Below are 22,487 nucleotides of genomic sequence, written 5' to 3'. Positions count from 1 at the left end.
AATAAATAAGACAATGTTGTTAAAAACATTATTTTATTAATGCTATTATGCAAAAAGGTCACTCGCAGTGACCTTTTTTACGACTGGCGTTTAATATGACGTTAATCAATAAGAACCAATGAATAATATATTCTATTGGTTACTATTTACTGCCAAAAATAAACTGAAAGCCCAACAACCAGTACTAAAACAATTAGCACTAACGGTGGTTTACGTTTTTTTTTGTCATCACAACCACAATTACAACATCCCATAAGCTATCTCCTCGATAAAGGCTATAATCATCAAATTCCCAGTGATGATTATAATGATAATCTTTATCAATTACAGTGAGAATGACTTTTATCGATGGATTTAAAAAGGATAAATACCGTGTCTCACCCGTTTAAGGTAGAACCACGTCACTGGATGCTGATAGTGGCACTCTTTGTCGCCTCTTATGCCAGTTATAAATTGATTGAACCTTATTTAGGTCCGATTGTGTTAGCGTTTATTATTTCTTTATTATTCACACCATTACATAAACGCTTACTAGCCAGAATGCCAACGCGTGAAAATACCGCAGCAATGCTGTCATGTTTTATTATGACGGTGATTATTGTTATTCCTATTTTAGTGGTTTTTTCATCGATCGTGCATCAAGGCACTACCGTATCAAAAGAAAGCTATACATGGTTAACAACCGGCGGACCGAAAGAACTGTTTGCCCACCCTTTTGCCCAAAAAGCACTCGCGCTAATCGATAAATACTCACCATTCCATGATTTTGATCCTCAAGTGATCATTCAGAAAATAGCGACCACAGCCTCTCAAGTTGGCTCACAAGCACTTAATATCAGCGCTAAAATATTAGGTGATGCGACGAATTTATTAGTTAACTTCATGATGATGTTGTTCGTGTTATTTTTCTTACTTCGTGATAACGATAAAATGATCGCTGCCATTCGCCACGTTATTCCATTATCTCGTAGTCAAGAAGACACCATCATGAATGAGGTAGAGCAAGTGGCACGATCTGCCGTGCTCGGTTCTTTCTTAACAGCACTAGCACAAGGACTTGCCGGTGGATTCGCTATGTGGCTATGCGGATTCCAAGGCTTATTCTGGGGTTCAATGATGGCCTTTGCTTCATTAATCCCCGTTGTTGGTACTGCTCTGATCTGGATTCCTGCATCATTGTATTTACTGTTGGTGGGTGATTGGGAATGGTCACTGTTTCTTGCTTGTTGGGGCGTTCTTGTTGTCGGTTCTATCGATAACATTGTTCGCCCACTATTAATGCAAGGTAGTTCAAGTATGAATACCTTATTGATCTTCTTTTCAATTATTGGTGGTATTCAATTATTTGGCTTAATCGGTATGATCTATGGTCCAATTATTTTTGGCGTAACATTAGTGTTGTTTAAAATGTATGAAGTTGAATTTCAATCCTTCCTAAAACAACAAGATAGTAATTAATCCTAAGTAATTACTCACTAGCTTGCCGTTATTCTTAACGACAATAACGGCGGCTTATGATTATACCTCTTCTATTAGCTGCGCCTTTCCATCTGACACTATTTATGGAACAATCCGCGCTCCTGAACCATGATGTCTATTTTGAGGCCAGTTAAATGTCTTATTCCCCTGCGAGCCAAGTGGTTGCTCGTCAATCTGAATTTTTTGAAAATCGCAAAGTCCTTATTGCTGGCGAACTAAATGATACCTTTGCCTCAGAATTACTCACAACAGCACAATCGGTAACAGTATTTACCACCAATTATGGTTACGTAGGTGACATTGAGCACCATCAAGCAATTGACTGTCATTTTGGTACTGAACTTAATGCAGAGCTAGATGTTGATATGATTCTGCTTTATTGGCCAAAAGCAAAAGCCGAAGCTGATTATTTATTATCAATGTTATTGAGTAAGTTTGCGGCTGGCATTGAAATTTGTATCGTAGGTGAAAACCGCTGTGGCGTCAGAAGTGCAGAAAAAATGTTTGCGCAATACGGTCCACTAACCAAATACGACTCTGCTCGTCGTTGTAGTTTCTATTGGGGACGTTGTGATACTCCCGCTCCCACTTTTGATATCAATAAATGGTTCCGTAGCTATCCGATTAATATTGCAGGTGTTAATTTAACAGTGCGTTCATTGCCGGGCGTATTTAGCCACGGTGAGTTTGATAAAGGCTCAGAACTATTACTTAATAATTTACCAGCCCTTAACGGCCGTGTACTCGATTTTGGTTGTGGTGCAGGTGTTATTGGTGCCGTAATGAAAGCCAAATATCCACAGATTGAACTAGATCTATGTGATATTAGCGCACTAGCTATTGAGTCGGCGAAAGAAACATTTAAGGTTAATAATCTAACCGCCAATTTTATTGCTACTGATGTTTATAAAAACATTAATGGTCCTTACCGATATTTAATCAGTAACCCGCCATTTCATTCTGGCTTAAAAACATTTTATGCTGCCACTGAAACGTTTATTAATCAAGCCCCTCAGTATTTACGTCATGGTGGTGAATTAGTGATTGTGGCTAACTGTTTTTTACAATACCCACCATTAATTGAAGCTAGCCTTGGCCAATGTGAAATCCGTTCTCATACTAATAAATTCAATGTATATACGGCAAAAAAATAACTAACCATAAGCAATAATCAAAATCTCTATTTTATAAAGGGCAGTCAATACTGCCCTTTTTTATAACGTTAAATTTGTTAATTTTGTGCCTCTTGACACGATTCCATTCCTAGTAACTTGATTCATAATAAAAATCCAGTATAAACACGCTTACTCATCACATTAAGATATTAACAATTAGGACAACCGTTAATATAATAATGTCTATTTTAACGTGGTTACATTTATCGTTAAAACCGTAAATATTAACATCTTATTCAGGCACCGGAATGCAGAATACTAAACGCTTTAAACGTCTTCAGCACACGCTTATGCTGGCATTTTTAGTCCTCAGTATCACCCCATTGATATTGTCAGCACTCTATTTTCTTAATTCTCACACTAAAGATTTAGCAGAACAAAGCATCAACCACCTAGCTTCATTGCGTGATAATAAACATAAACAATTACAGAGTTTCTTTACGGCTAAAGAATCTGAAGTAAAAAGCTTTGCACGCTCAGAATTATCAAATAACAGCGGCGGAAGATTTTACGGTTTAGTCGGAGCATTCCATCAACTGGGTAATATTGACTCGCAACTTAACGCCCAAGGGCGAGCTAATTATTTTAATTTAACGTTAACCACAAAAGGTAATCAAAATTCCGATCGTGGATACATTGGTCACGAACGGTATCGATTAATGTTTAAGCGTTATAATGCCGTGTATAACGAGTACCTTAAACGTTCCGATTTCAAAGATATTATGTTGGTCGATATCTCAGGTGATATTGTTTACTCGGTTAAAAATCATGATCTTTTTGGTGTTAACCTATTAGCCAACAACACGTCACATCTTGCATTACAGCAAACATTTAAAGCCATTAAGACTAAAACAAAACAAAGTCAAAATAGCCCCGAACAAGTACCCGTCGTATTTACAGATTTTAGTGCTCATAGTCATAATAATGACACTACCGCTTGGTTTGCCGCACCAATCATTCAACAAGGCTATCTTCATAGCTATGTCTTTATGGAGCTTAGTAACAAAAAAGTCACTGAGCTCATTCAAGATAATACTAACCATATTCAAACGCTATTAGTCGGGAGCGATCATCAACTACGCTTTGAGACTAATTCACCATTACCAACACAATTACAAAGCCAAAGTATTGATCAAGCACTTGCGGGTAAATCAGGTATTGGTAGTTTTATCAACTACGAAAACATCCCTGTCTTAGGTGCTTTTTCTCCGCTGAATATTCTAGGTCATCACTGGGCATTAGTAGTTGAATTTCCAGAAAAAGAAGCATTTGCGCGCATATTTGAATTAGAGAAAATTTTTGTCGCAGCCATGGTTACTGCCATTATTTTAGTTATTATTACTTCACATTGGTTATCTAACTCGATCACTGCACCGTTATTACGCTTAACGTGGGCGGCAGAAAAAGCATCTGGTGGTGATTTAGAACAAAAAATTGATGGTACTGAACGCCGCGACGAAATTGGTCGTCTTGCGATCAGTTTTGCCCGTATGCAGCGTTCAATCAGTGAAAAAATCGGACTAATTAAGCAACAAAATAAAGAGTTAGAACATAATCTAACCATTATTCGCCAACAAAATAATGAACTGCAAACCGCAGATAAAATGAAAGATGAATTTCTTGCCACCACCTCGCATGAATTACGTACCCCATTACACGGTATGGTAGGAATTGCAGAATCGTTGTTAGCAGGTGCTAACGGCGCATTACATCAATCACAACGACGCCAATTAGAAATGATCATCAATAGTGGCCAACGCTTAACCACACTGGTTGATGATCTGCTTGATTACCATAAAATGCGCTATGGTGATCTCGATATCAACCATCAAGCAGTTGATATGTCGGTCGCTATTCGACTGGTATTAGAATTATCTAGCCACTTATTAGGTAATAAGCCGATTAGAATTATTAATCAAATACCCGCAGATCTACCGTTAGTCGATGCAGATGAACAGCGCCTAGAACAAGTGCTGTATAACTTAGTCGGAAATGCGATTAAATATACTTCTGAAGGTAAAATTATTTTATCAGCAACAGTATTAGAGCATCAATTACGAATTCAAGTGGTTGATACAGGACAAGGTATTCCCAGCGAACAACTGGAGCATATTTTTGAGCCACTCATTCAAGCCAATACTGGATCGGCAAATTACCGTCAGGGCGCTGGGCTTGGGCTATCGATTAGTCGTCAATTAGTTGAACTGATGGGAGGACGCTTATATGTCAGCAGTCAACAAATGGTCGGCACTACGTTTAGTTTCACTCTAAATTTAGCCAATGCAAACCAAATAGCAGCAATGGCTGCCAATCCAAATAATAATCACTTTAAAGCTCCGTTATTAAATACTGCTAATTATGATGCCTCCGATTTACCCGAAAACCCAGACGGTGAATTATTACTGATTGTTGATGACGAACCCGTCAACTTACAAATATTAACCAGTTTCTTACGCCTTGCTGGTTACCGAGTCCAAACAGCAGAAAGCGGCCCGCAAGCATTGGCATTAATCGCTGAACAACAACCCGATCTGGTTTTACTTGATATTATGATGCCAGAAATGAGTGGTTATGAAGTATGTACGATACTACGTAAAGATCACTCTCTATTAGCCCTTCCCATTATTATGTTATCAGCCCTTGGACAAATACAAGACCGCTTAAAAGGCTTTGAGTGTGGCGCGAATGACTACTTAACAAAACCATTTAATAAAGAAGAATTAATTGCCCGTATTCGTGCTTATTTACAGGCAGGAAAAACTGAAATTGAGCGTCAGAAAAACCACGCATTAGAGCAAGAAATTCACCGCCGCGAACAAGTTGAAATGGGACTAATTGAAACTCAAAGTCGCTTACTTGGATTACTCGACTCAACCAATGAGGCGATTATCTGTGTTCAACAGGAAGGTCGAATTCGTTATGCCAACAGTGCTGCTGGTAAGCTATTTAAACGCGCGCCTGAGCTATTAGAACGCTATACCATTGACGATATTCTAGCGACCCCATTACCTGAAATTGTGACTGATAATCATCATTTTAATGGTCATCTTAGCTATTACATTGGTGATCACAAACAACAGTTAATGACTGATGTGATCAACTTACCCGTTGAATCAGGCCTTAAACAAATGTTTGTCTTTGATAGCCAAGGACCCTCTGCTGAACATCGTATTAATCTGCTTGAAAATGCGATTGATGTATTGTCTGAATTTGCATTTAATGGTGATAAAAATAACCTTCAACAACTGCGAGAGTTAGGAGGGGAATTCACCCGTTTAGCCGATAAATTAGGTGATGGTGAACATAATAAAACCGAAATAATTCGCCAATTATTAGTCGATGCCATGAAAGCGACCTTGGTATTCTGGGAAGCTGAATCACACAAAAGTAAGTTTGAATTAGCCGAAGAAAGTGGCTTATGGCGTGTTTATTTAGATCGCAGCACCCTTCAAACTCGCACCTTAGATAAATACCTTCAACTTGAAACACTGCCTAAAACACCCCGTTGGCGCACCGTAATAAATACCATGGATTACGTATTAGAACGCTGCCCACAATCAAATACAGCGCGCCAAGAACTGGTTGTCATACGCGATAAATTGCATCACATTATTAGTCATAATTAAATAAAGACACTCATCTAGCATTGCATTAAAAAGGCTCTCTAAGAGCCTTTTTTATCGCCTGAAGATACCGTATTAAATAACGGCCACACAGCTGAACATAATCATGAGAAAAACAATCACCACGTACTGATTACTACATTATCCGCACTAACAATTAACCATAATTACTTTTTTAATACTCAAAATAATCACTGTTAAATCCGTATAAATGATCAATGCCACACTCTCATTAATGGTTAAAATTGAATCACATTCATCAAAAAATACCTTTATTTAGCTCTCAGAATAAATTTTTTCAGTTTATGAGAACCGAATCACAACAAACTAACACGTCAAATTTTACGCATAAAAATAAGCATAAAATATCATATGCGTTACATCACACCTTATTCTTTACAGAAAGAAATACCAATATAAAAAGGGATATAAAGATAGTAAGCGCTAGCATTTGAAATGTAACAACACCTCTCATCTGTGATACTTAGCACGCTATTTACTAAATACTCAATCATATAAAACAGCAAAATTAACGTTTTTGACGGTAAATATATTAATTTTAACGTTTTTGACGGGCGACCACGTTGACGATTAGACCAATCCAGCCAATATTGAAGCCACTGAGAACCTACAAGGCCATTCAATGGTTCAGCGTTACTCAGTTCCAGTGAAGTAGGTTTACAGTGCTCCAATGACGGAGCTCATTTTTATTTCCATTAGTGAAACAGAGCTAAGAGTAAGGAACAGCTATGCTTGCCAATATAAACAAAACTAAGTTAGCACTTGCAGTCGTTGCTGCAGCAACCGCTTTTACAGCACCCGTTGCTACTGCATCAGAAAAAAGCCAGCTAACAATCGTGCCCGATTTTTACCCTACAATGGTACGTAACTTTAACCCGTTTTTAGCAACAAACCTTCGTACAACAACTGAGTTCGTTTATGAGCCATTGGTTATCTTTAACCAAATGCATGGTAACGAGCCTGTTATGCGTTTGGCAAAAGACTACTACATGTCTGATGACCTAATGAAGGTAACATTTGAAATTCGTGATGGCGTGAAATGGTCTGACGGTAAAGCCTTCACAGCTGAAGATGTTGTTTACTCTTTTGAGCTAGTAAAAGACAAGCCTGAACTTGACCAAATCGGTATCAACAAATGGGTTAAATCAGTTAAGCAAGATGGTAACAAGGTTATCTTTGATCTAACTGCAGCTAACTCAAACGTACCGTTTGAAATATCTAAAGTGCCTGTTATTCCGAAGCATATTTGGAGCAAAGTAAAGAACCCTACAACGTTCACTAACGAAAACCCTGTAGGTACTGGTCCATTTACAGAGATCGAGATATTTACTCCTCAGCTTTACGTTCAATGTCGTAACCCTAACTACTGGGATAACGCAAATCTAGACATTGATTGTTTACGTGTACCTCAAATTGCAAACAACGACCAACTACTAACGAAGATCATTAATTCTGAGCTAGATTGGACGTCATCATTCATTCCTGATATCGACAGCACTTATGCTGCAGCAAATCCAAACCACAAATACTGGTATCCTGCTGCTGGCACAATGTCATTCATGTTGAACTACAAAACGCCAAAAGCGGGTAACAACGAAGCCATCAATAATGTTGATTTCCGTCGTGCATTCTCTATGGCAATTGACCGTCAAACTATCATCGACATCGCGTTCTACGGCGCGGGAACACCAAACGATTACGCTTCAGGTCTAGGTGATAGCTTCAAGTCATGGTCTGACGAAGCGGTACATAATAAGTACAAAGCTTTCAATACATACAACATCAAAGGCGCTAAAGACCTTCTTACCAAAGCGGGCTTTAAAGACCTTGATGGTGACGGATTTGTTGAGTCACCAAAAGGTGAAAAAATTGAGCTTGAAGTTCAATCACCAAACGGTTGGACTGACTTTAACAACACCGTACAGCTAGGTGTTGAGCAGCTTCAAGAAGCAGGTATTAATGCTAAAGCACGTACGCCTGATTTCGCTGTTTACAACGAGTCAATGCTAAAAGGCACTTACGATGTAGCATTTACTAACTACTTCCACGGTGCAGATCCACACTTATACTGGGACAGTGCATACAACTCACGTCTACAGAAAGGTGACGGTATGCCACGTTTCGCTATGCATTACTTCCAAAATGCACAGTTAGATTCGCTATTAGACAGCTTCTACAAAACAGCTGATAAGGGTGAGCAAATCAAGATTGCTCATAGCATTCAGAAAATCATTGCGGAGAACCAAGTAACAATCCCAATCATTTCTGGTGCTAACAACTTCCAATACAATGAAGGTCGCTTCACTGGTTGGTGGAACGAGAAGAACCCTAAAGGCCGTCCAATGGTATGGGCTGGTGTTCAAGAGCGTCTACTTCAAGTTCTAGACCTAAAACCAAAAGCATAATTTCTGCTTAAATTTGCGGTGCACGCCTTGTGCACCGCCTCTTCCCTCTAATCCTTTTTGCAATCAAAGGTATGGCGTTTGCGTCAGGGGGTTTTACGTCCTGAATTCAGCTCAGGAAGGCAAGCTGGATGTGTAAGGTGTGAGTTATGGGATTCTTTTTACGTCGTTTATCGTTTTATTTTATCGCGCTAATTTTCGCGGCAACGCTAAACTTTATTCTTCCGCGTGCGATGCCAGGTGACCCAGTTACCATGATGTTCGCAAACGCAACCGCACAGGTTACCCCTGAGCGTATCGCTGCTATGCAGAAACTATTAGGTTTTGTTGATGGTCCTTGGTATGAGCAATACTACACGTATATAGCAAACGTATTTACGTGGAACCTTGGTACTTCAATTAAATTTTACCCATTATCAGTAAATGATTTACTCGGTGGTGCAATTGGTTGGTCGCTATTTTTAGCGGGTTCTGCCGTTATTATTTCATTCTGTGTCGGTTCAGTCTTTGGTATTTTTGCAGCGTGGAAACGTGGCAGCAGTTACGATACTTTTATCTCCCCAGGAATGTTAGTTATTCAAGCCGTCCCGCCTGTTGTTATTGCAATGCTGGTAATGTTTACCTTTGCAATTGGCTTACAGTGGTTCCCAACAGGTAATGCATATACTGCTGGTCTTGTTCCTGACTGGAGCAGTTTTGCATTCTATAAAGATATACTTTATCACGCAGCCCTACCCCTTTTCTGTGCCACGATTATTCAAATTGGCGGCTTTCTAATTGGTATGCGTAACAACATGATTAACCTGTTAAACGAAGACTACATCACGATGGCTAAAGGAAAAGGCCTCAGTGAAAACCGGGTGGTATTCAACTACGCAGCACGTAACGCAATGCTACCAAGTGTGACAGCATTATCTATGGCGCTAGGTATGGCGATCGGTGGTCAGCTTATTATCGAAATGATTTTCAACTACCCAGGTTTGGGAACGGTAATGTTAAATGCTATCCATTCTCGTGATTATCAAGTACTGCAAGGTCAGTTACTGATTATGACGATGTTTATGTTGTTCTTTAACTTTATGGCCGACATCCTAATTGTTGCGTTAGACCCTCGTCTACGTAAAGGAGGCAAGTAATCATGAAAGCCTTATTTAAATTACTCTCTAGCAACCCTAAAGCAATGTTTGGTCTCGGAATTATTATTCTCTTTATTCTAGCCGCTGTATTTGCCCCCTTAATTACGCAATATGAGCCAGATAAAAGAACTGGCAATCCACATGAATACCCTGCTTTTATTGTAAAAGCAGCACAAGATAATCCAGAGGGTTGGATTGCTACAAACTTAGCGACTAATAATCGTACGTTATTGATGTCAAAAGACGCCGATCACGTATTAGGTACATCACGCATGGGTCGTGATATCTGGTCTCAACTTGTTTATGGCGCACGTACTTCACTCGCTGTTGGCTTTGGTGCGGGTCTATTAGTCTGTTTCTTAGCAACGATTATCGGTATTTCAGCGGGCTACTTTGGTGGCCGTATTGATGAAATTCTCACGGCATGTATGAACATTATGTTGGTAATGCCACAGCTACCAATTCTATTTGTTATCGCAGCCTTCGTTGGTCAAGCAGGACCACTGACCATTGCCATTGTTATTGCTGTCACCTCCTGGGCATGGGGTGCTCGTGTAGTACGCGCTCAAACCTTATCGATTAGAGAAAAAGAGTTTGTAAAAGCCGCTGAAGTATTAGGTGAATCATCAAGCCGTATTATCTTTGTTGAAATTTTACCTAACCTTATCTCTATCGTGGGTGCAAGCTTCATCGGTTCAGTCATGTACGCCATTAACGTAGAAGCAACGCTTTCATTCTTAGGCCTTGGTGATCCAAACGGCATTAGCTGGGGTGTGATGCTATACAACGTTCAAACATCATCTTCAATGTTAGTCGGCGCTTGGTGGGAAGTATTAGCGCCTTGTATCGCACTGATATTTATCGCGATTGGCCTTGCTATGTTGAACTTTGCGGTTGATGAAATAGCTAACCCGCAGTTACGTTCACATAAAGGCATGCGCCGTTGGAAAAACCTTGCAAAAGAAACAGCAAAACAAGCACAACAGGTTGATATTATTCCTCAACCAGTACTAGAAGGCGGGACTAAATAATGACCGATCCACAAATCTCAATTCGTAATTTATGTGTTGATTATATTACAGACGCAGGTGATGTCCGTGCGGTTAACAATGTCAGTTTTGACATTGGTAAAGGTGAAATTTTTGGTCTTGCTGGTGAATCTGGCTGTGGTAAATCAACCATTGCTTTCTCCCTGATGCGCCTGCATAAGCCACCAGCATTCATTACCGGCGGTGAAGTGATTTTTGATGGTCATGGCGATATTTTAAAGAAAACGGAGATGGCAATGTCAGCCTTCCGTTGGAGTGAAATGTCAATGGTATTCCAAAGCGCGATGAACGCATTGAATCCCGTATTAACCATGGAAGAGCAATTTTGTGACGTAATCATGCGTCATACCAATATGAACCGTAAGCAAGCTATTCGCCGTGCTGAGGGATTATTAGAAATTGTTGATATTCACCCAAGCCGTTTACGTGATTATCCGCACCAATTCTCAGGTGGTATGCGTCAACGTTTAGTGATCGCCATTGCACTAGCACTTAATCCAAAGATGATCATCATGGATGAGCCAACCACAGCATTAGACGTAGTCGTACAACGTGAAATTCTACAAAAAATTTATGCACTAAAAGAAGAGTTTGGCTTCTCAATTTTATTTATCACCCATGATTTATCACTGATGGTCGAGTTCTCTGATCGTATCGGCATCATGTACTCAGGTGAATTAATTGAAGTGGCACCATCTAAGCAAATTCTTGAAACACCGTTCCACCCATATACCGAAGGCTTGGGAAGTTCATTCCCACCATTAACAGGCCCTAAAACACGCTTGACAGGTATCCCAGGTAATCCTTTGAATTTACTTGAAATACCACAAGGTTGTCGCTTTCAAGCTCGCTGTGGAAAAACCCACCCAGCCTGTTTTAGCACCCCAACCCAGTTAAGCCAGATTGAACCAGGACGTTTATCAAACTGCCACCTATTTACCAATACAGGTAATTAGCAGCAACACATCGCATTTATAGGCAGTATTTAGGAGACACTATGAGCAAGCCTGTTGGAACACCGATTATCGAAGGCATAAATCTAATTAAAGATTTTTCGGTAAACAGTAACTCACTTAAAAAATCAAAGATGCGTGCAATTAACGATGTGTCTTTCAAAATGTACAAAAGCCGTGGCTTAGCTGTGGTTGGCGAATCAGGCTCTGGTAAATCAACCACCGCTAAAATGATTGCTAAAATGTACGCCCCTAGCGGCGGTCAAATTGATTATTATGGACGTGATATTCAGACCATTACTAGTCGTGATGATCTAATGAAATACCGTCAAGGGGTACAAATGGTATGGCAAGATCCGTTTGGATCTTTAAACCCTACTCATACTATTTTTCATCATATTGCGCGTCCATTACTGATCCACAATAAAGTCTCACCCGGTAATAAAAAAGAGCTTGAAGAAACCGTTTACAGCTTACTTGAGCAAGTGGGTTTGATTCCGCCAAAAGCAACAGCAGAAAAATTCCCCCACCAGCTTTCTGGTGGTCAACGCCAACGTGTTAACTTAGCCCGTAATATCGCAGTCGGCGCAGAAGTGGTACTGGCTGATGAACCAACCTCAATGCTGGATGTTTCCATTCGTGCGGGTGTTCTTAACCTGATGGAAGAGATGAAATTTGAGCGTGAAATGGCGCTACTTTACATCACACACGATATCGCAACAGCACGTTACATTGCTGAAGATCTTGCAGTTATGTATGTCGGTCACATGGTTGAATGGGGTGATACTGAACAAATTATCCATAACCCACAACACCCATACACCCAGTTATTAGTTTCAGCGGTACCTGATCCAAGCAAATCAATTCACACCAAACTTAAAGGTAATAAAGGTGAAATTCCATTATGGACGCCTGATAGTTTTGGGTGCCCGTTTGCGGGTCGTTGTATGCAGGTAACAGAGAAATGTCGCGAAAAATTACCTGAAATAACGCAGTTATCTGACAACCACTTTGTCCGTTGTTACTTATACGAAAACTAAGCAATAAAACTTAAGCTACAAAATTAAGCACTAATAACACTTTTACTTTTATTTCCATGTTATTTGTCGCACCAGCCGTTCAGTGATGGTTCCCACAAGGAGCCATCACTTATTAGCGACATTGGAGGCCTTATGCAGCTGTTAATTAATCACCTTGGTTATGAACGCTTTAATACAAAGCACGCTTTATTACAAACAACCTCTCAAACACTATCAGGTCAAGCCGAATTAGTGTGCAATCATACTAACCAAACTATTATGCAACTGCCAATAACAGCATGTGGCACCACCGCACAATGGCATACAGGCAATATTTACCAGATTGATTTTTCTGCTTGCCAAGATGCAGGCGAATATCGCATTCGTTACGCCAATATTGAATCAACGGTTTTCAGCATTGCTGAAGGCCTATTAATGCAACGTACTTTCAGTGATGTTCTACATTATTTCAAATCACAACGTTGTAGCGGCATTTATGATCACGCAGACAGCCAAGCGCGATTACTCAATAGCGAGACTCAAGTTGATGTTCATGGCGGTTGGTATGATGCATCAGGTGATGTTAGTAAATATTTAAGTCATCTTTCTTACGCCAATTATCTTAATCCCCAGCAGATACCGATGATTGTTTGGAACATGCTCAAAGCTTATGAAATCGCAGAAGATCAACCTGATGTTGCCGATTTCACCCGCGTACGTTTATTAGAAGAAGCGTTATTTGGCGCTGACTTTTTAATGCGTATGCAAAGTGATGACGGTTTCTTCTATATGACAGTATTTGATAAATGGAGCAAGTCGCCAGCACAACGTGATATCTGCGCTTATGCAACCCAAGATGGCGTCAAAACAGATGACTACCAAGCCGGTTTCCGCCAAGGTGGGGGCGTTGCAATTGCAGCATTAGCCGCAGCCGCTCGAATAACAACCTTACCGTCTTGTAACCGTATTCCCCATAATGACAACGTACAAAGTGAGTCATATTTGCAAGCAGCAGAACGTGGCTATTGGCATTTAAAACAACACAATATCAATTATCTCAATGATGGTACTGAAAATATCATTGATGAATACTGCGCATTATTAGCCGCAGTTGAGCTTTACCGAACTACATTACAGGATCGTTACTTAACGGAAATGCGTGAGTGGGCGCACCGTTTAAGCCAACGTCAAATGTCGGATCAACACATTAATCACTACTGGTCAGCAACCGCTGATGGTAGCCGTCCTTATTTCCATGCCGCAGAAGCAGGCTTACCTGCGATTGCCTTAATGCAATATTTAACCGCAGAGCCAGAAACAAAACAGCAGCAACAATTACACCCAATACTGGTGAATGCGCTTACTTTTGAATTAACGTTAACCGCTGAAGTTAACAACCCGTTTGGCTATCCACGCCAATACACTAAGGCTGTTGATGGCGATAAACAAACCGCTTTCTTTGTCGCCCATAACAATGAATCAGGCTATTGGTGGCAAGGTGAAAATGCTCGAATCGCCTCTTTAGCAAGCATGGCATTTATGGCACAAGATCACCTCACCGATCCTAAATTAAAACAGCATCTAATGGACTATGGCCAACAGTTAATGAATTGGATTTTAGGCTTAAATCCATTTGATATGTGCATGTTAGATGGACATGGCCACAATAACCCCGATTACCTTCCGCTGCTTGGTTTTAGCAATGCTAAAGGCGGTGTTTGTAATGGCATTACTTCAGGTTTTGAGAACGAACAAGATATTGCCTTTAATCCAGCAGCACAAAAAGATGACATGTTACAAAATTGGCGCTGGGGAGAGCAATGGATCCCTCATGGTGGTTGGTATTTATTAGCTACTACGCTGCAATTTAAGGAACGTCACCATGGTTAATTTCCCTTATCGTTATCTCGTGGGTATTGATGGTGGTGGCACTTCTTGTCGCGCTCGTATTTGTGATTTAGATGGCAGTATTTTAGGTGAAGCCAAAACGGGTAGCGCTAATATTTTGCTTGGTAGTGACATCGCCATGGCATCAATTCAACAAGCGATTACCCTTGCAGCTCAACAAGCACAATTAACTACCGCTGATTATCCAACGATGTCTGTCGGGTTGGCACTGGCTGGCGCGGAACAACAACAAGCTTGGCATGCTTTCATGCAACAACCTCACCCTTATGGCGCGATCACATTAAATACTGATGCTTACGGTGCTTGTTTAGGGGCTTGGGGCGGTAAAGATGGCGCGATTTTAATTGCAGGGACTGGCTCTTGCGGCATTTTACTGCTGAATGGCAACCAACATATTGTCGGCGGACGTGAATTTCCTATTTCAGATCAAGGTAGTGGAGCCGTGATGGGGTTGCACCTAATCCAACAAGTGCTACTCAGTGTTGATGGTATCGTGCCAAAAACAGAATTAGCCCACCATGTATTAACCCATTTTGATCATGATATTGATGCCATTGTTAGCTGGTCAAAAACCGCTCGACCTTGTGATTATGGTCAATTTTCACCGGCTATTTTTAGCTTTGCTGAACGCAATGATCCACTCGCTATCTCACTGCTACAACAAACAGCTGCTGATATTGAAATGTGGATGCAAGCATTAATATTCCGTGGCGCGCACAACATTTGCCTAATGGGAGGCATTGGTGAACGTATTCAAGCATGGCTAACCCCACCAATGCAACATCGTCTAGCGACACCACAAGGTGATGCAATGGATGGTGCCATTGCAATGGCGCGCAGCAATCACAATTTATTTGTACGTTAGGGAAGTATAAATGACTTATCGTCTTGATTTTACAGTAATAGAAAAATATGAAGGCTATTGCCGCTATGCATTAAGTTTACATAACTTAACCGACCAAGCACTGCATGGATGGTCACTGTATTTCTTTATAAGCCGCTGCATTGATCCGGCCTCCGTATCTGTGGGTAATATTAGCCAAATAGGTAGCTACAGTTGCCTATCACAATTACCGCCGTTAGCGGCTAATGGGCACTTTTACACTGAATTTACCATGAAAACCATGCCATTTAATCTTCATGATGATGGTATTCGTGAAGCCTTTATTGCACTTGATAATGATCAGCATCAGATTACGCCATTAAAAGTTTACACCACCGCGATTAACTTAGATCAAGAGTCGATCGAGCGTTACTGTACCCCATTACCTAACGTCGGTTGTGATATTGCATTAATCCCACAACCTAACCAGTTAACTCGTCTTCACGGTGAATTCGTTTTTAATCAAACCACCGCAATTGAAACCCCGCCAGCTTTAGCACAAGGGGCGATCAATTGGTTAAGTGCTGAATGTAAAAAACATTTTAATGAAACAATGCCTATTCACCCTCAGGGAAATATTCATTATCAAGTCAGTAATGACATTATCGAACACGGTTATCAGTTATTGATCGAAACCGATAATATTTGGATCCAAGCCAGTTCCTCAACAGGATTTGTGCATGCGACTTCAACATTATTACAATTGTTACCTAACAGTCCAAGTCATACCGCCAATGCGACTTATTGCGTGCCTATGGTAGAAATCACCGATAAGCCACATTATGGCTATCGTGGCATGATGCTTGACTGTGGTCGTCATTTTCACCCCGTCGATCGTATTAAACATCTATTAGATCATCTTGCGCGTTATAAATTTAATACTTTCCATTGGCATCTCACTGATGATGAAGGTTGGCGTATTGAAATTGATGCCTACCCTCAATTAACAGAAATTGGTGCATGGCGTGGCCCTAATGAAATTATCGCCCCACAATTTAGTCATATTGATCAACGTTATGGTGGTTTCTATACCAAGCAAGACATTCGCGATGTGATTGCTTACGCCAGCGATCGCGGTATCACTATTATTCCTGAAATTGATATGCCCGGTCACTGCCGCGCCGCCATTTTATCCTTGCCTAAACTATTAAAAGATCCTGATGATCATTCGGTATATCGCAGCATTCAAAACTACCCTGACAATGTTTTATCACCAGCATTGGCAGGTACTTACACCTTTATTCAAACAGTATTAGATGAAATTTGTGCTCTATTCCCTGCCCCATTTGTACATATTGGCGCAGATGAAGTACCAAAAGGGGTGTGGTCTGACAGTGCCGCTTGCCAACAATTAATGGCCGAAAATAACTACCACGACCCCATGGAACTCCAAGGGCATATATTACGTTTTGCTGAACAAGTATTACGCGAAAAAGGCAAACGGATGATGGGTTGGGAAGAAGCGACCCATGGTAATAAAGTCAGCAAAAACACCGTAATTTATTCTTGGCTTAGTGAAGAAGCAGGCCTTGAATGCGTTAAAAATGGGTTTGATGTGGTAATGCAACCCGCACAATCTACCTACCTCGATCTAGCCCAAGGTTACTCAGCAGATGAAGCAGGCGTCGATTGGGCAGGTAAATTACCACTGGATAAAGTTTACAATTATCACCCACTTAGCATGATCGCTGCGGAAAATTCTGAGCGACAGCACATTTTAGGTATTCAAACAGCACTTTGGTCAGAATTAATAAATAACCAAAGTCGATTTGAATATATGATTTATCCGCGCTTATTAGCGGTATCGGAGATCTGCTGGAGCAAACCACAACATCGTAACTGGGATGACTTTAAAGCTCGCTTGAAAGGTCAACTTAACTATCTAGACAAGGCGGGTATTAATTACCGCCACTGTGAATAACCACGCACACAGTAAAGTGAATATTTTAAGGATTAGAAATAATGAAATACGGTTATTTTGACAATAGCAACAAAGAGTACGTTATCACTCGACCTGATGTCCCAGCACCATGGACGAACTACCTTGGTACCGAAAAGTTCTGTACGGTGATTTCACAAAATGCAGGTGGTTACTCTTTTTATAAGTCACCAGAATATAATCGCGTTACTAAATTCCGTCCCAACGCGACATTTGATCGCCCAGGACACTATGTTTATTTACGTGATGATGCGACAGGTGATTACTGGTCTATTTCATGGCAGCCAGTCGCTAAAAGTCTTGATGAAGCGAAATATGAAGTGCGTCACGGCTTGTCATACTCAAAATTTGCGTGTGAATACAACGGCATTTCAGCTCAGAAAACCTTATTCGTGCCAATTGGTGAAGATGCTGAAATTTGGGATGTTGTCCTGAAAAACACCACAGATGAAGTGCGTACTATTAGTGCATTCTCTTTTGTTGAATTCTCTTTCAGCCACATTCAATCTGATAACCAAAACCATCAGATGAGCCTTTACTCTGCGGGCACTTCTTACCAAAATGGTGTGATTGAATACGATCTTTACTACAACACTAACACTAAAGAAGGTTACTACTACTTAGCATCAAGTTTCGACCCTGATAGCTATGATGGTCAACGTGATACTTTCATTGGTGCATACCGTGATGAGTCAAACCCAATCGCGGTTGAAAATGGCCGTTGTTCTAATCACGTGCAAACCTGTTACAACCATTGTGGTTCACTGCACAAGCAATTTACCCTTCAACCGGGTGAAGAAGTGCGCTTTAACTACATTCTAGGTATTGGTAAAAACGAAGGCCAACGTCTACGTCAAAAATACCAAGATAGCGCTGTTGTTGATGCTGCATTTGCTGAAATCAAACACCACTGGGAAAGCCGTTGTAACAAGTTCAAGGTTACCTCGCCAAACGAAGGCTTAGATACCATGATCAACACTTGGACGCTATATCAAGCTGAAACATGTGTTGTATGGTCTCGTTTTGCTTCATTTATCGAAGTCGGTGGCCGTACAGGTCTTGGTTACCGTGATACCGCTCAAGATGCTATCTCAGTACCGCATTCAAACCCAGCAATGACACGTAAGCGCTTAGTTGATCTGCTTCGTGGTCAAGTTAAAGCAGGTTACGGTTTACACCTATTTGATCCTGATTGGTTCGATCCTGAAATGGCCGATGTTAAACCATCAAAATCACCAACGGTTGTTCCAACCCCAAGTGATGCCGATAAGATCCACGGTATTGATGATACGTGTTCAGATGATCACTTATGGCTAGTACCCACTATCTGTAAATATGTCACTGAAACAGGAGAAGAAAGCTTCCTTGATGAAGTGATCCCATTCGCTGATGGTGGCGATGCAACTGTTTATGATCACATGAAAGCAGCACTTGATTTCTCCGCTAAATATGTGGGCCAAACGGGTATCTGTAAAGGTCTACGTGCCGATTGGAACGACTGCCTAAACTTAGGTGGCGGTGAATCAGCAATGGTATCGTTCCTTCACTTCTGGGCACTACAAGAATTTATTCAACTGGCTAAATACCAAGGTAAAACAGCCGATATTGAAAAATACACTGAAATGGCTGCCAATGTTCGTGAAGCCTGTGAAACCCATTTATGGGATGACGAAGGTGGCTGGTACATTCGTGGTTTAACCAAAAATGGCGACAAGATTGGTACCGCGCAACAAACTGAAGGTCGTATTCACCTTGAGTCAAATACTCTTGCCGTTCTATCTGGCATGGCATCACAAGATCGTGGTGAGCAAGCAATGGATGCGGTTGATGAAAACCTTTACTCAGAGTTTGGCTTACACCTTAATGCACCATCATTCTCAACCCCTAACGACGACATTGGTTTCGTAACCCGTGTATACCAAGGTGTTAAAGAAAATGGCGCTATCTTCTCACATCCAAACCCTTGGGCATGGGTAGCAGAAGCAAAACTAGGTCGTGGCGACCGTGCAATGAAATTCTATGATGCACTCAACCCATACAACCAAAACGACATGATTGAAACGCGTCTGGCTGAACCCTATTCTTACGTGCAATTTATCATGGGTCGTGATCACCAAGATCATGGTCGAGCAAACCACCCATGGTTAACAGGTACGTCTGGTTGGGCTTACTTTGCCGTGACTAACTTTATTCTAGGTATTCAAACAGGCTTTGATGGTTTAACTATTAATCCATGTATTCCAACTGAATGGCCAGGATTTGAAGTCACGCGTGAATGGCGTGGGGCAACGTACCATATTAACGTTACTAACCCAGATCATATTAGCAAAGGCATCAAATCTATTATGATCAACGGTCAATCAGTAGAGGGCGCAATTGTCCCTCAAGCTGAAGGCTCTGTGAATACTGTTACGGTAGTAATGGGCTAATCACTTTTCGGGGAGTCAATATACTCCCCATTTTATTTTGCGAGAGAAAAAGGAGTTCCTCCATGATTCAATTTGGAACCGGTGGTTGGCGTGCCTTTATTGGTGAAGAGTTTACTCAAGCTAATGTACGTTTAGTAGCGCAAGCTATTGCTAACATCATGATCACAGAATCAGTAACAGAAAATGGTTTTATTATCGGCTATGACCGTCGCTTTTTATCAGATAAAGCCGCGACATGGTTTGCTGAAGTATTAGCGGGAAATAATATTAAATGTAGTTTTATCAATCGCTTTGTGCCAACACCCATTGTGATGTTTAAAGCCAAACAAACAGGTGCAACTTACTCTGCTTGTATTACTGCCTCGCATAACCCTGCGGACTATAACGGCATTAAAGTCTTTATCGAAGGCGGACGTGATGCTGATGAAATCATTACTCAAAAAATTGAGCAACAAGTAGCGGTTCTAACTGCCGCTGATGTTAAACATGTTGATTTTGAACAAGCACAACATGATAAATTAATTGAAATCATCAACCCAATGAACGAGTTTGTTGACTCGGTTATTGCCTTACTTGATTTAGAAGCAATTAAACAAGCTAACTTACGTGTTCTTATTGATCCAATGTTTGGTGTTGCAAAAAATGCCCTCCAGACAGTATTAATTACCGGTCGTTGTGATGTTGATGTTATCAACGATGGTGAAAACCCAGGCTTTGGCGGCTTAATGCCATCACCAAGTGCGGCAACACTTTATCGTCTTAAACACCTAGTCGCTCAAGAAGGCTATGACATTGGTATCGGCACTGATGGCGATGCTGACCGTTTAGGCATCATTGATGAAAAAGGTAACTTTATTCATCCAAATGAAGTGCTATTGCTGCTGTATTACTACTTATTAGAATACAAAGGCTGGAAAGGTTCAGTGGTACGTAATATCGCCACCACCCATTTACTTGATAAAGTCGCTGCGGCTTATGGTGAAAAATCATTTGAAGTACCGGTTGGCTTTAAACATATCAGTTCTCAAATGGAAGCCGATGACTCATTACTTGGCGGTGAAAGCTCTGGAGGCCTCACTATTCGTGGTCACATCAAGGGTAAAGATGGCATCTTCGCATCAAGCTTACTCGTTGAAATGATCAGCTCAACGGGTAAAAAGTTATCTGAGTTACTAGATGAAATTTATGGCCGTTTTGGTTATGCCTATACCGCCGAAGGTGACTGTACCTTTAAAGCGGCAGAGCGTGAGCGTCTTTATAATAAAATTTATATCGAAAAATCACTGCCTGAATTTGATTATGAAATCGAAAAAGTCAGCTACGCCGATGGCGCCAAGGTTTACTTTAAAAATGGTGGCTGGGCGATTGCACGTTTCTCTGGCACAGAACCATTACTACGTTTGTTTGTAGAGATGGAAGATCAAACTCAAGCAGAAGCTGTTTTATTACAATTTAAGCAATTTCTTGCGATATAACAGTTAGTTATTTTCATTGCTAAGTCCTAGTAACACGCCTTATAGCTGTTACATTGTGCAGATCAGTTGTTATGATCTTTGCCACAGGGTAGTCTTCTGGCTACCCTTTTATTTGTTACATTTCTACAAACTCACAGTTAACAATAACCAATCATTAATCACACTTTACATCATTACTGTTATCAATTAATCAAAAAATGCATCACATCACATACAATTATCCAATTAAAGTCCATGCTTATCTCACCAAATAAAACTTTCTGCGTAAGGTAAGGAGTTATTATGAAAAAGGCCATCATTGCTATCACCATGATTGCGCTAGCTATTTTATTTAGTGAACATTTTCATTCATTCTCAGTTGGATTTACACTAGCGATTATCGCTGTCAGTTGTAGCTACTTCATTGCTTACCAAGCCATCCGTCGACCACAATATACAATGAGTTTTTTAGTTGTCGCCGTACTGACTAAATTAGCAATTACTGTTACGGGTGTTATTTGGGTATTTTCAGCCAATATTATTCATTCTCCGATTACTTTTCTGGTTGCCTACGCCCTTTTCTCTGTCGTCATTACTTATTTTGTTTCACGTTATCGGTCACATCGTCAAGATATTAGTGACCAACAACAACGTGAAATTTTTCACACCGGTCTCTATGAGTTAAAGTAATTTCCTACAGACGAAAAAAAACCTGAATCGTTAGATTCAGGTTTCTTTCTAAAAATGTGAAGTGGACGGGATTTACCATTCCGAACATCAGCACGACCCTCGGCGTGATAGGCCGCTAAGCTTCCCAATAGAAAGAGTTAACCAACTGAACTACCTCTCTATCGTTACTATTTCCTACAGACGAAAAAAAACCTGAATCGTTAGATTCAGGCTTCTTTCTAAAAATGGCGGAGTGGACGGGATTTACCATTCCGAACATCAGCACGACCCTCGGCGTGATAGGCTGCTAAGCTTCCCAATAGAAAGTTAACCAACTGAACTACCTCT

General features: G+C 40.7%; 14 protein-coding genes. All 14 read left to right on the top strand.

Annotation, left to right across the window (positions count from 1 at the left end; genetic code table 11):
- Positions 1 to 372 precede the first annotated feature (372 nt).
- The 14 genes from GLP24_RS08670 to GLP24_RS08605 all read left to right on the top strand — a co-directional run bounded on the left by GLP24_RS08670 (position 373) and on the right by GLP24_RS08605 (position 22,160).
- Positions 373 to 1,458 carry an AI-2E family transporter gene (locus GLP24_RS08670; protein WP_101768307.1) on the top strand — a complete coding sequence of 362 codons (1,086 nt, stop codon included), beginning with the start codon at positions 373 to 375 and terminating at the stop codon, positions 1,456 to 1,458.
- A gap of 155 nt (positions 1,459 to 1,613) precedes the next feature.
- Entirely contained in the window at positions 1,614 to 2,633 is a 1,020-nt protein-coding gene (gene rsmC, locus GLP24_RS08665) for a 16S rRNA (guanine(1207)-N(2))-methyltransferase RsmC (protein ID WP_101768308.1), read from the top strand.
- A 269-nt stretch (positions 2,634 to 2,902) separates the two neighbouring features.
- The gene (locus GLP24_RS08660) at positions 2,903 to 6,280 is read left to right on the top strand and encodes a response regulator (RefSeq protein WP_232615870.1); all 3,378 of its coding nucleotides are present in this window, start codon (positions 2,903 to 2,905) and stop codon (positions 6,278 to 6,280) included.
- Positions 6,281 to 7,026: 746 nt separating this feature from the next.
- Entirely contained in the window at positions 7,027 to 8,703 is a 1,677-nt protein-coding gene (locus GLP24_RS08655) for an ABC transporter substrate-binding protein (RefSeq protein ID WP_101768310.1), read from the top strand.
- Between the two features lie 146 nt (positions 8,704 to 8,849).
- Positions 8,850 to 9,836: an ABC transporter permease gene (locus tag GLP24_RS08650; protein ID WP_101768311.1), complete on the top strand. Its 987-nt coding sequence runs from the start codon at positions 8,850 to 8,852 to the stop codon at positions 9,834 to 9,836.
- Positions 9,837 to 9,838: 2 nt separating this feature from the next.
- Complete coding sequence (locus GLP24_RS08645; RefSeq protein ID WP_101768312.1) at positions 9,839 to 10,867, top strand: ABC transporter permease; 1,029 nt, start codon at positions 9,839 to 9,841, stop codon at positions 10,865 to 10,867.
- Complete coding sequence (locus tag GLP24_RS08640) at positions 10,867 to 11,841, top strand: ABC transporter ATP-binding protein (RefSeq protein WP_101768313.1); 975 nt, start codon at positions 10,867 to 10,869, stop codon at positions 11,839 to 11,841. The genes GLP24_RS08645 and GLP24_RS08640 overlap by 1 nt, the downstream gene beginning before the upstream one ends.
- Positions 11,842 to 11,882: 41 nt before the next feature.
- Entirely contained in the window at positions 11,883 to 12,878 is a 996-nt protein-coding gene (locus tag GLP24_RS08635) for an ABC transporter ATP-binding protein (RefSeq protein ID WP_232615869.1), read from the top strand.
- A gap of 132 nt (positions 12,879 to 13,010) precedes the next feature.
- On the top strand, positions 13,011 to 14,747 hold the full coding sequence (locus GLP24_RS08630) for a glycoside hydrolase family 9 protein (protein WP_232575952.1): 1,737 nt from the start codon (positions 13,011 to 13,013) through the stop codon (positions 14,745 to 14,747).
- The gene (locus tag GLP24_RS08625) at positions 14,740 to 15,630 is read left to right on the top strand and encodes an N-acetylglucosamine kinase (RefSeq protein WP_232575951.1); all 891 of its coding nucleotides are present in this window, start codon (positions 14,740 to 14,742) and stop codon (positions 15,628 to 15,630) included. Before GLP24_RS08630 ends, GLP24_RS08625 begins: the two co-directional genes overlap by 8 nt.
- Before the next feature lie 10 nt (positions 15,631 to 15,640).
- Positions 15,641 to 17,569, top strand: coding sequence for a beta-N-acetylhexosaminidase (locus tag GLP24_RS08620; protein ID WP_232575950.1), 1,929 nt, complete (start codon positions 15,641 to 15,643; stop codon positions 17,567 to 17,569).
- A gap of 41 nt (positions 17,570 to 17,610) precedes the next feature.
- Positions 17,611 to 20,016, top strand: coding sequence for a GH36-type glycosyl hydrolase domain-containing protein (locus GLP24_RS08615; RefSeq protein ID WP_232579085.1), 2,406 nt, complete (start codon positions 17,611 to 17,613; stop codon positions 20,014 to 20,016).
- A 62-nt stretch (positions 20,017 to 20,078) separates the two neighbouring features.
- Positions 20,079 to 21,491: a phosphoglucomutase/phosphomannomutase family protein gene (locus tag GLP24_RS08610; protein WP_101768319.1), complete on the top strand. Its 1,413-nt coding sequence runs from the start codon at positions 20,079 to 20,081 to the stop codon at positions 21,489 to 21,491.
- A 282-nt stretch (positions 21,492 to 21,773) separates the two neighbouring features.
- Complete coding sequence (locus GLP24_RS08605; RefSeq protein ID WP_232615868.1) at positions 21,774 to 22,160, top strand: hypothetical protein; 387 nt, start codon at positions 21,774 to 21,776, stop codon at positions 22,158 to 22,160.
- Positions 22,161 to 22,487 lie beyond the last annotated feature (327 nt).

Source organism: Photobacterium carnosum, from assembly GCF_021236965.1.
Lineage (GTDB): Bacteria > Pseudomonadota > Gammaproteobacteria > Enterobacterales > Vibrionaceae > Photobacterium > Photobacterium carnosum.
Note: the sequence above shows the minus strand (reverse complement) of the source record. Positions and strands in the feature narration are given on the sequence as shown.

Excerpts from the sequence above, each read along its gene's own strand:
- rsmC (WP_101768308.1), top strand. The coding sequence starts at position 1,614 with ATGTCTTATTCCCCTGCGAGCCAAGTGGTTGCTCGTCAATCTGAATTT.
- GLP24_RS08660 (WP_232615870.1), top strand. The coding sequence starts at position 2,903 with ATGCAGAATACTAAACGCTTTAAACGTCTTCAGCACACGCTTATGCTG.
- GLP24_RS08655 (WP_101768310.1), top strand. The coding sequence starts at position 7,027 with ATGCTTGCCAATATAAACAAAACTAAGTTAGCACTTGCAGTCGTTGCT.
- GLP24_RS08650 (WP_101768311.1), top strand. The coding sequence starts at position 8,850 with ATGGGATTCTTTTTACGTCGTTTATCGTTTTATTTTATCGCGCTAATT.
- GLP24_RS08645 (WP_101768312.1), top strand. The coding sequence starts at position 9,839 with ATGAAAGCCTTATTTAAATTACTCTCTAGCAACCCTAAAGCAATGTTT.
- GLP24_RS08640 (WP_101768313.1), top strand. The coding sequence starts at position 10,867 with ATGACCGATCCACAAATCTCAATTCGTAATTTATGTGTTGATTATATT.
- GLP24_RS08635 (WP_232615869.1), top strand. The coding sequence starts at position 11,883 with ATGAGCAAGCCTGTTGGAACACCGATTATCGAAGGCATAAATCTAATT.
- GLP24_RS08630 (WP_232575952.1), top strand. The coding sequence starts at position 13,011 with ATGCAGCTGTTAATTAATCACCTTGGTTATGAACGCTTTAATACAAAG.
- GLP24_RS08625 (WP_232575951.1), top strand. The coding sequence starts at position 14,740 with ATGGTTAATTTCCCTTATCGTTATCTCGTGGGTATTGATGGTGGTGGC.
- GLP24_RS08620 (WP_232575950.1), top strand. The coding sequence starts at position 15,641 with ATGACTTATCGTCTTGATTTTACAGTAATAGAAAAATATGAAGGCTAT.
- GLP24_RS08615 (WP_232579085.1), top strand. The coding sequence starts at position 17,611 with ATGAAATACGGTTATTTTGACAATAGCAACAAAGAGTACGTTATCACT.
- GLP24_RS08610 (WP_101768319.1), top strand. The coding sequence starts at position 20,079 with ATGATTCAATTTGGAACCGGTGGTTGGCGTGCCTTTATTGGTGAAGAG.
- GLP24_RS08605 (WP_232615868.1), top strand. The coding sequence starts at position 21,774 with ATGAAAAAGGCCATCATTGCTATCACCATGATTGCGCTAGCTATTTTA.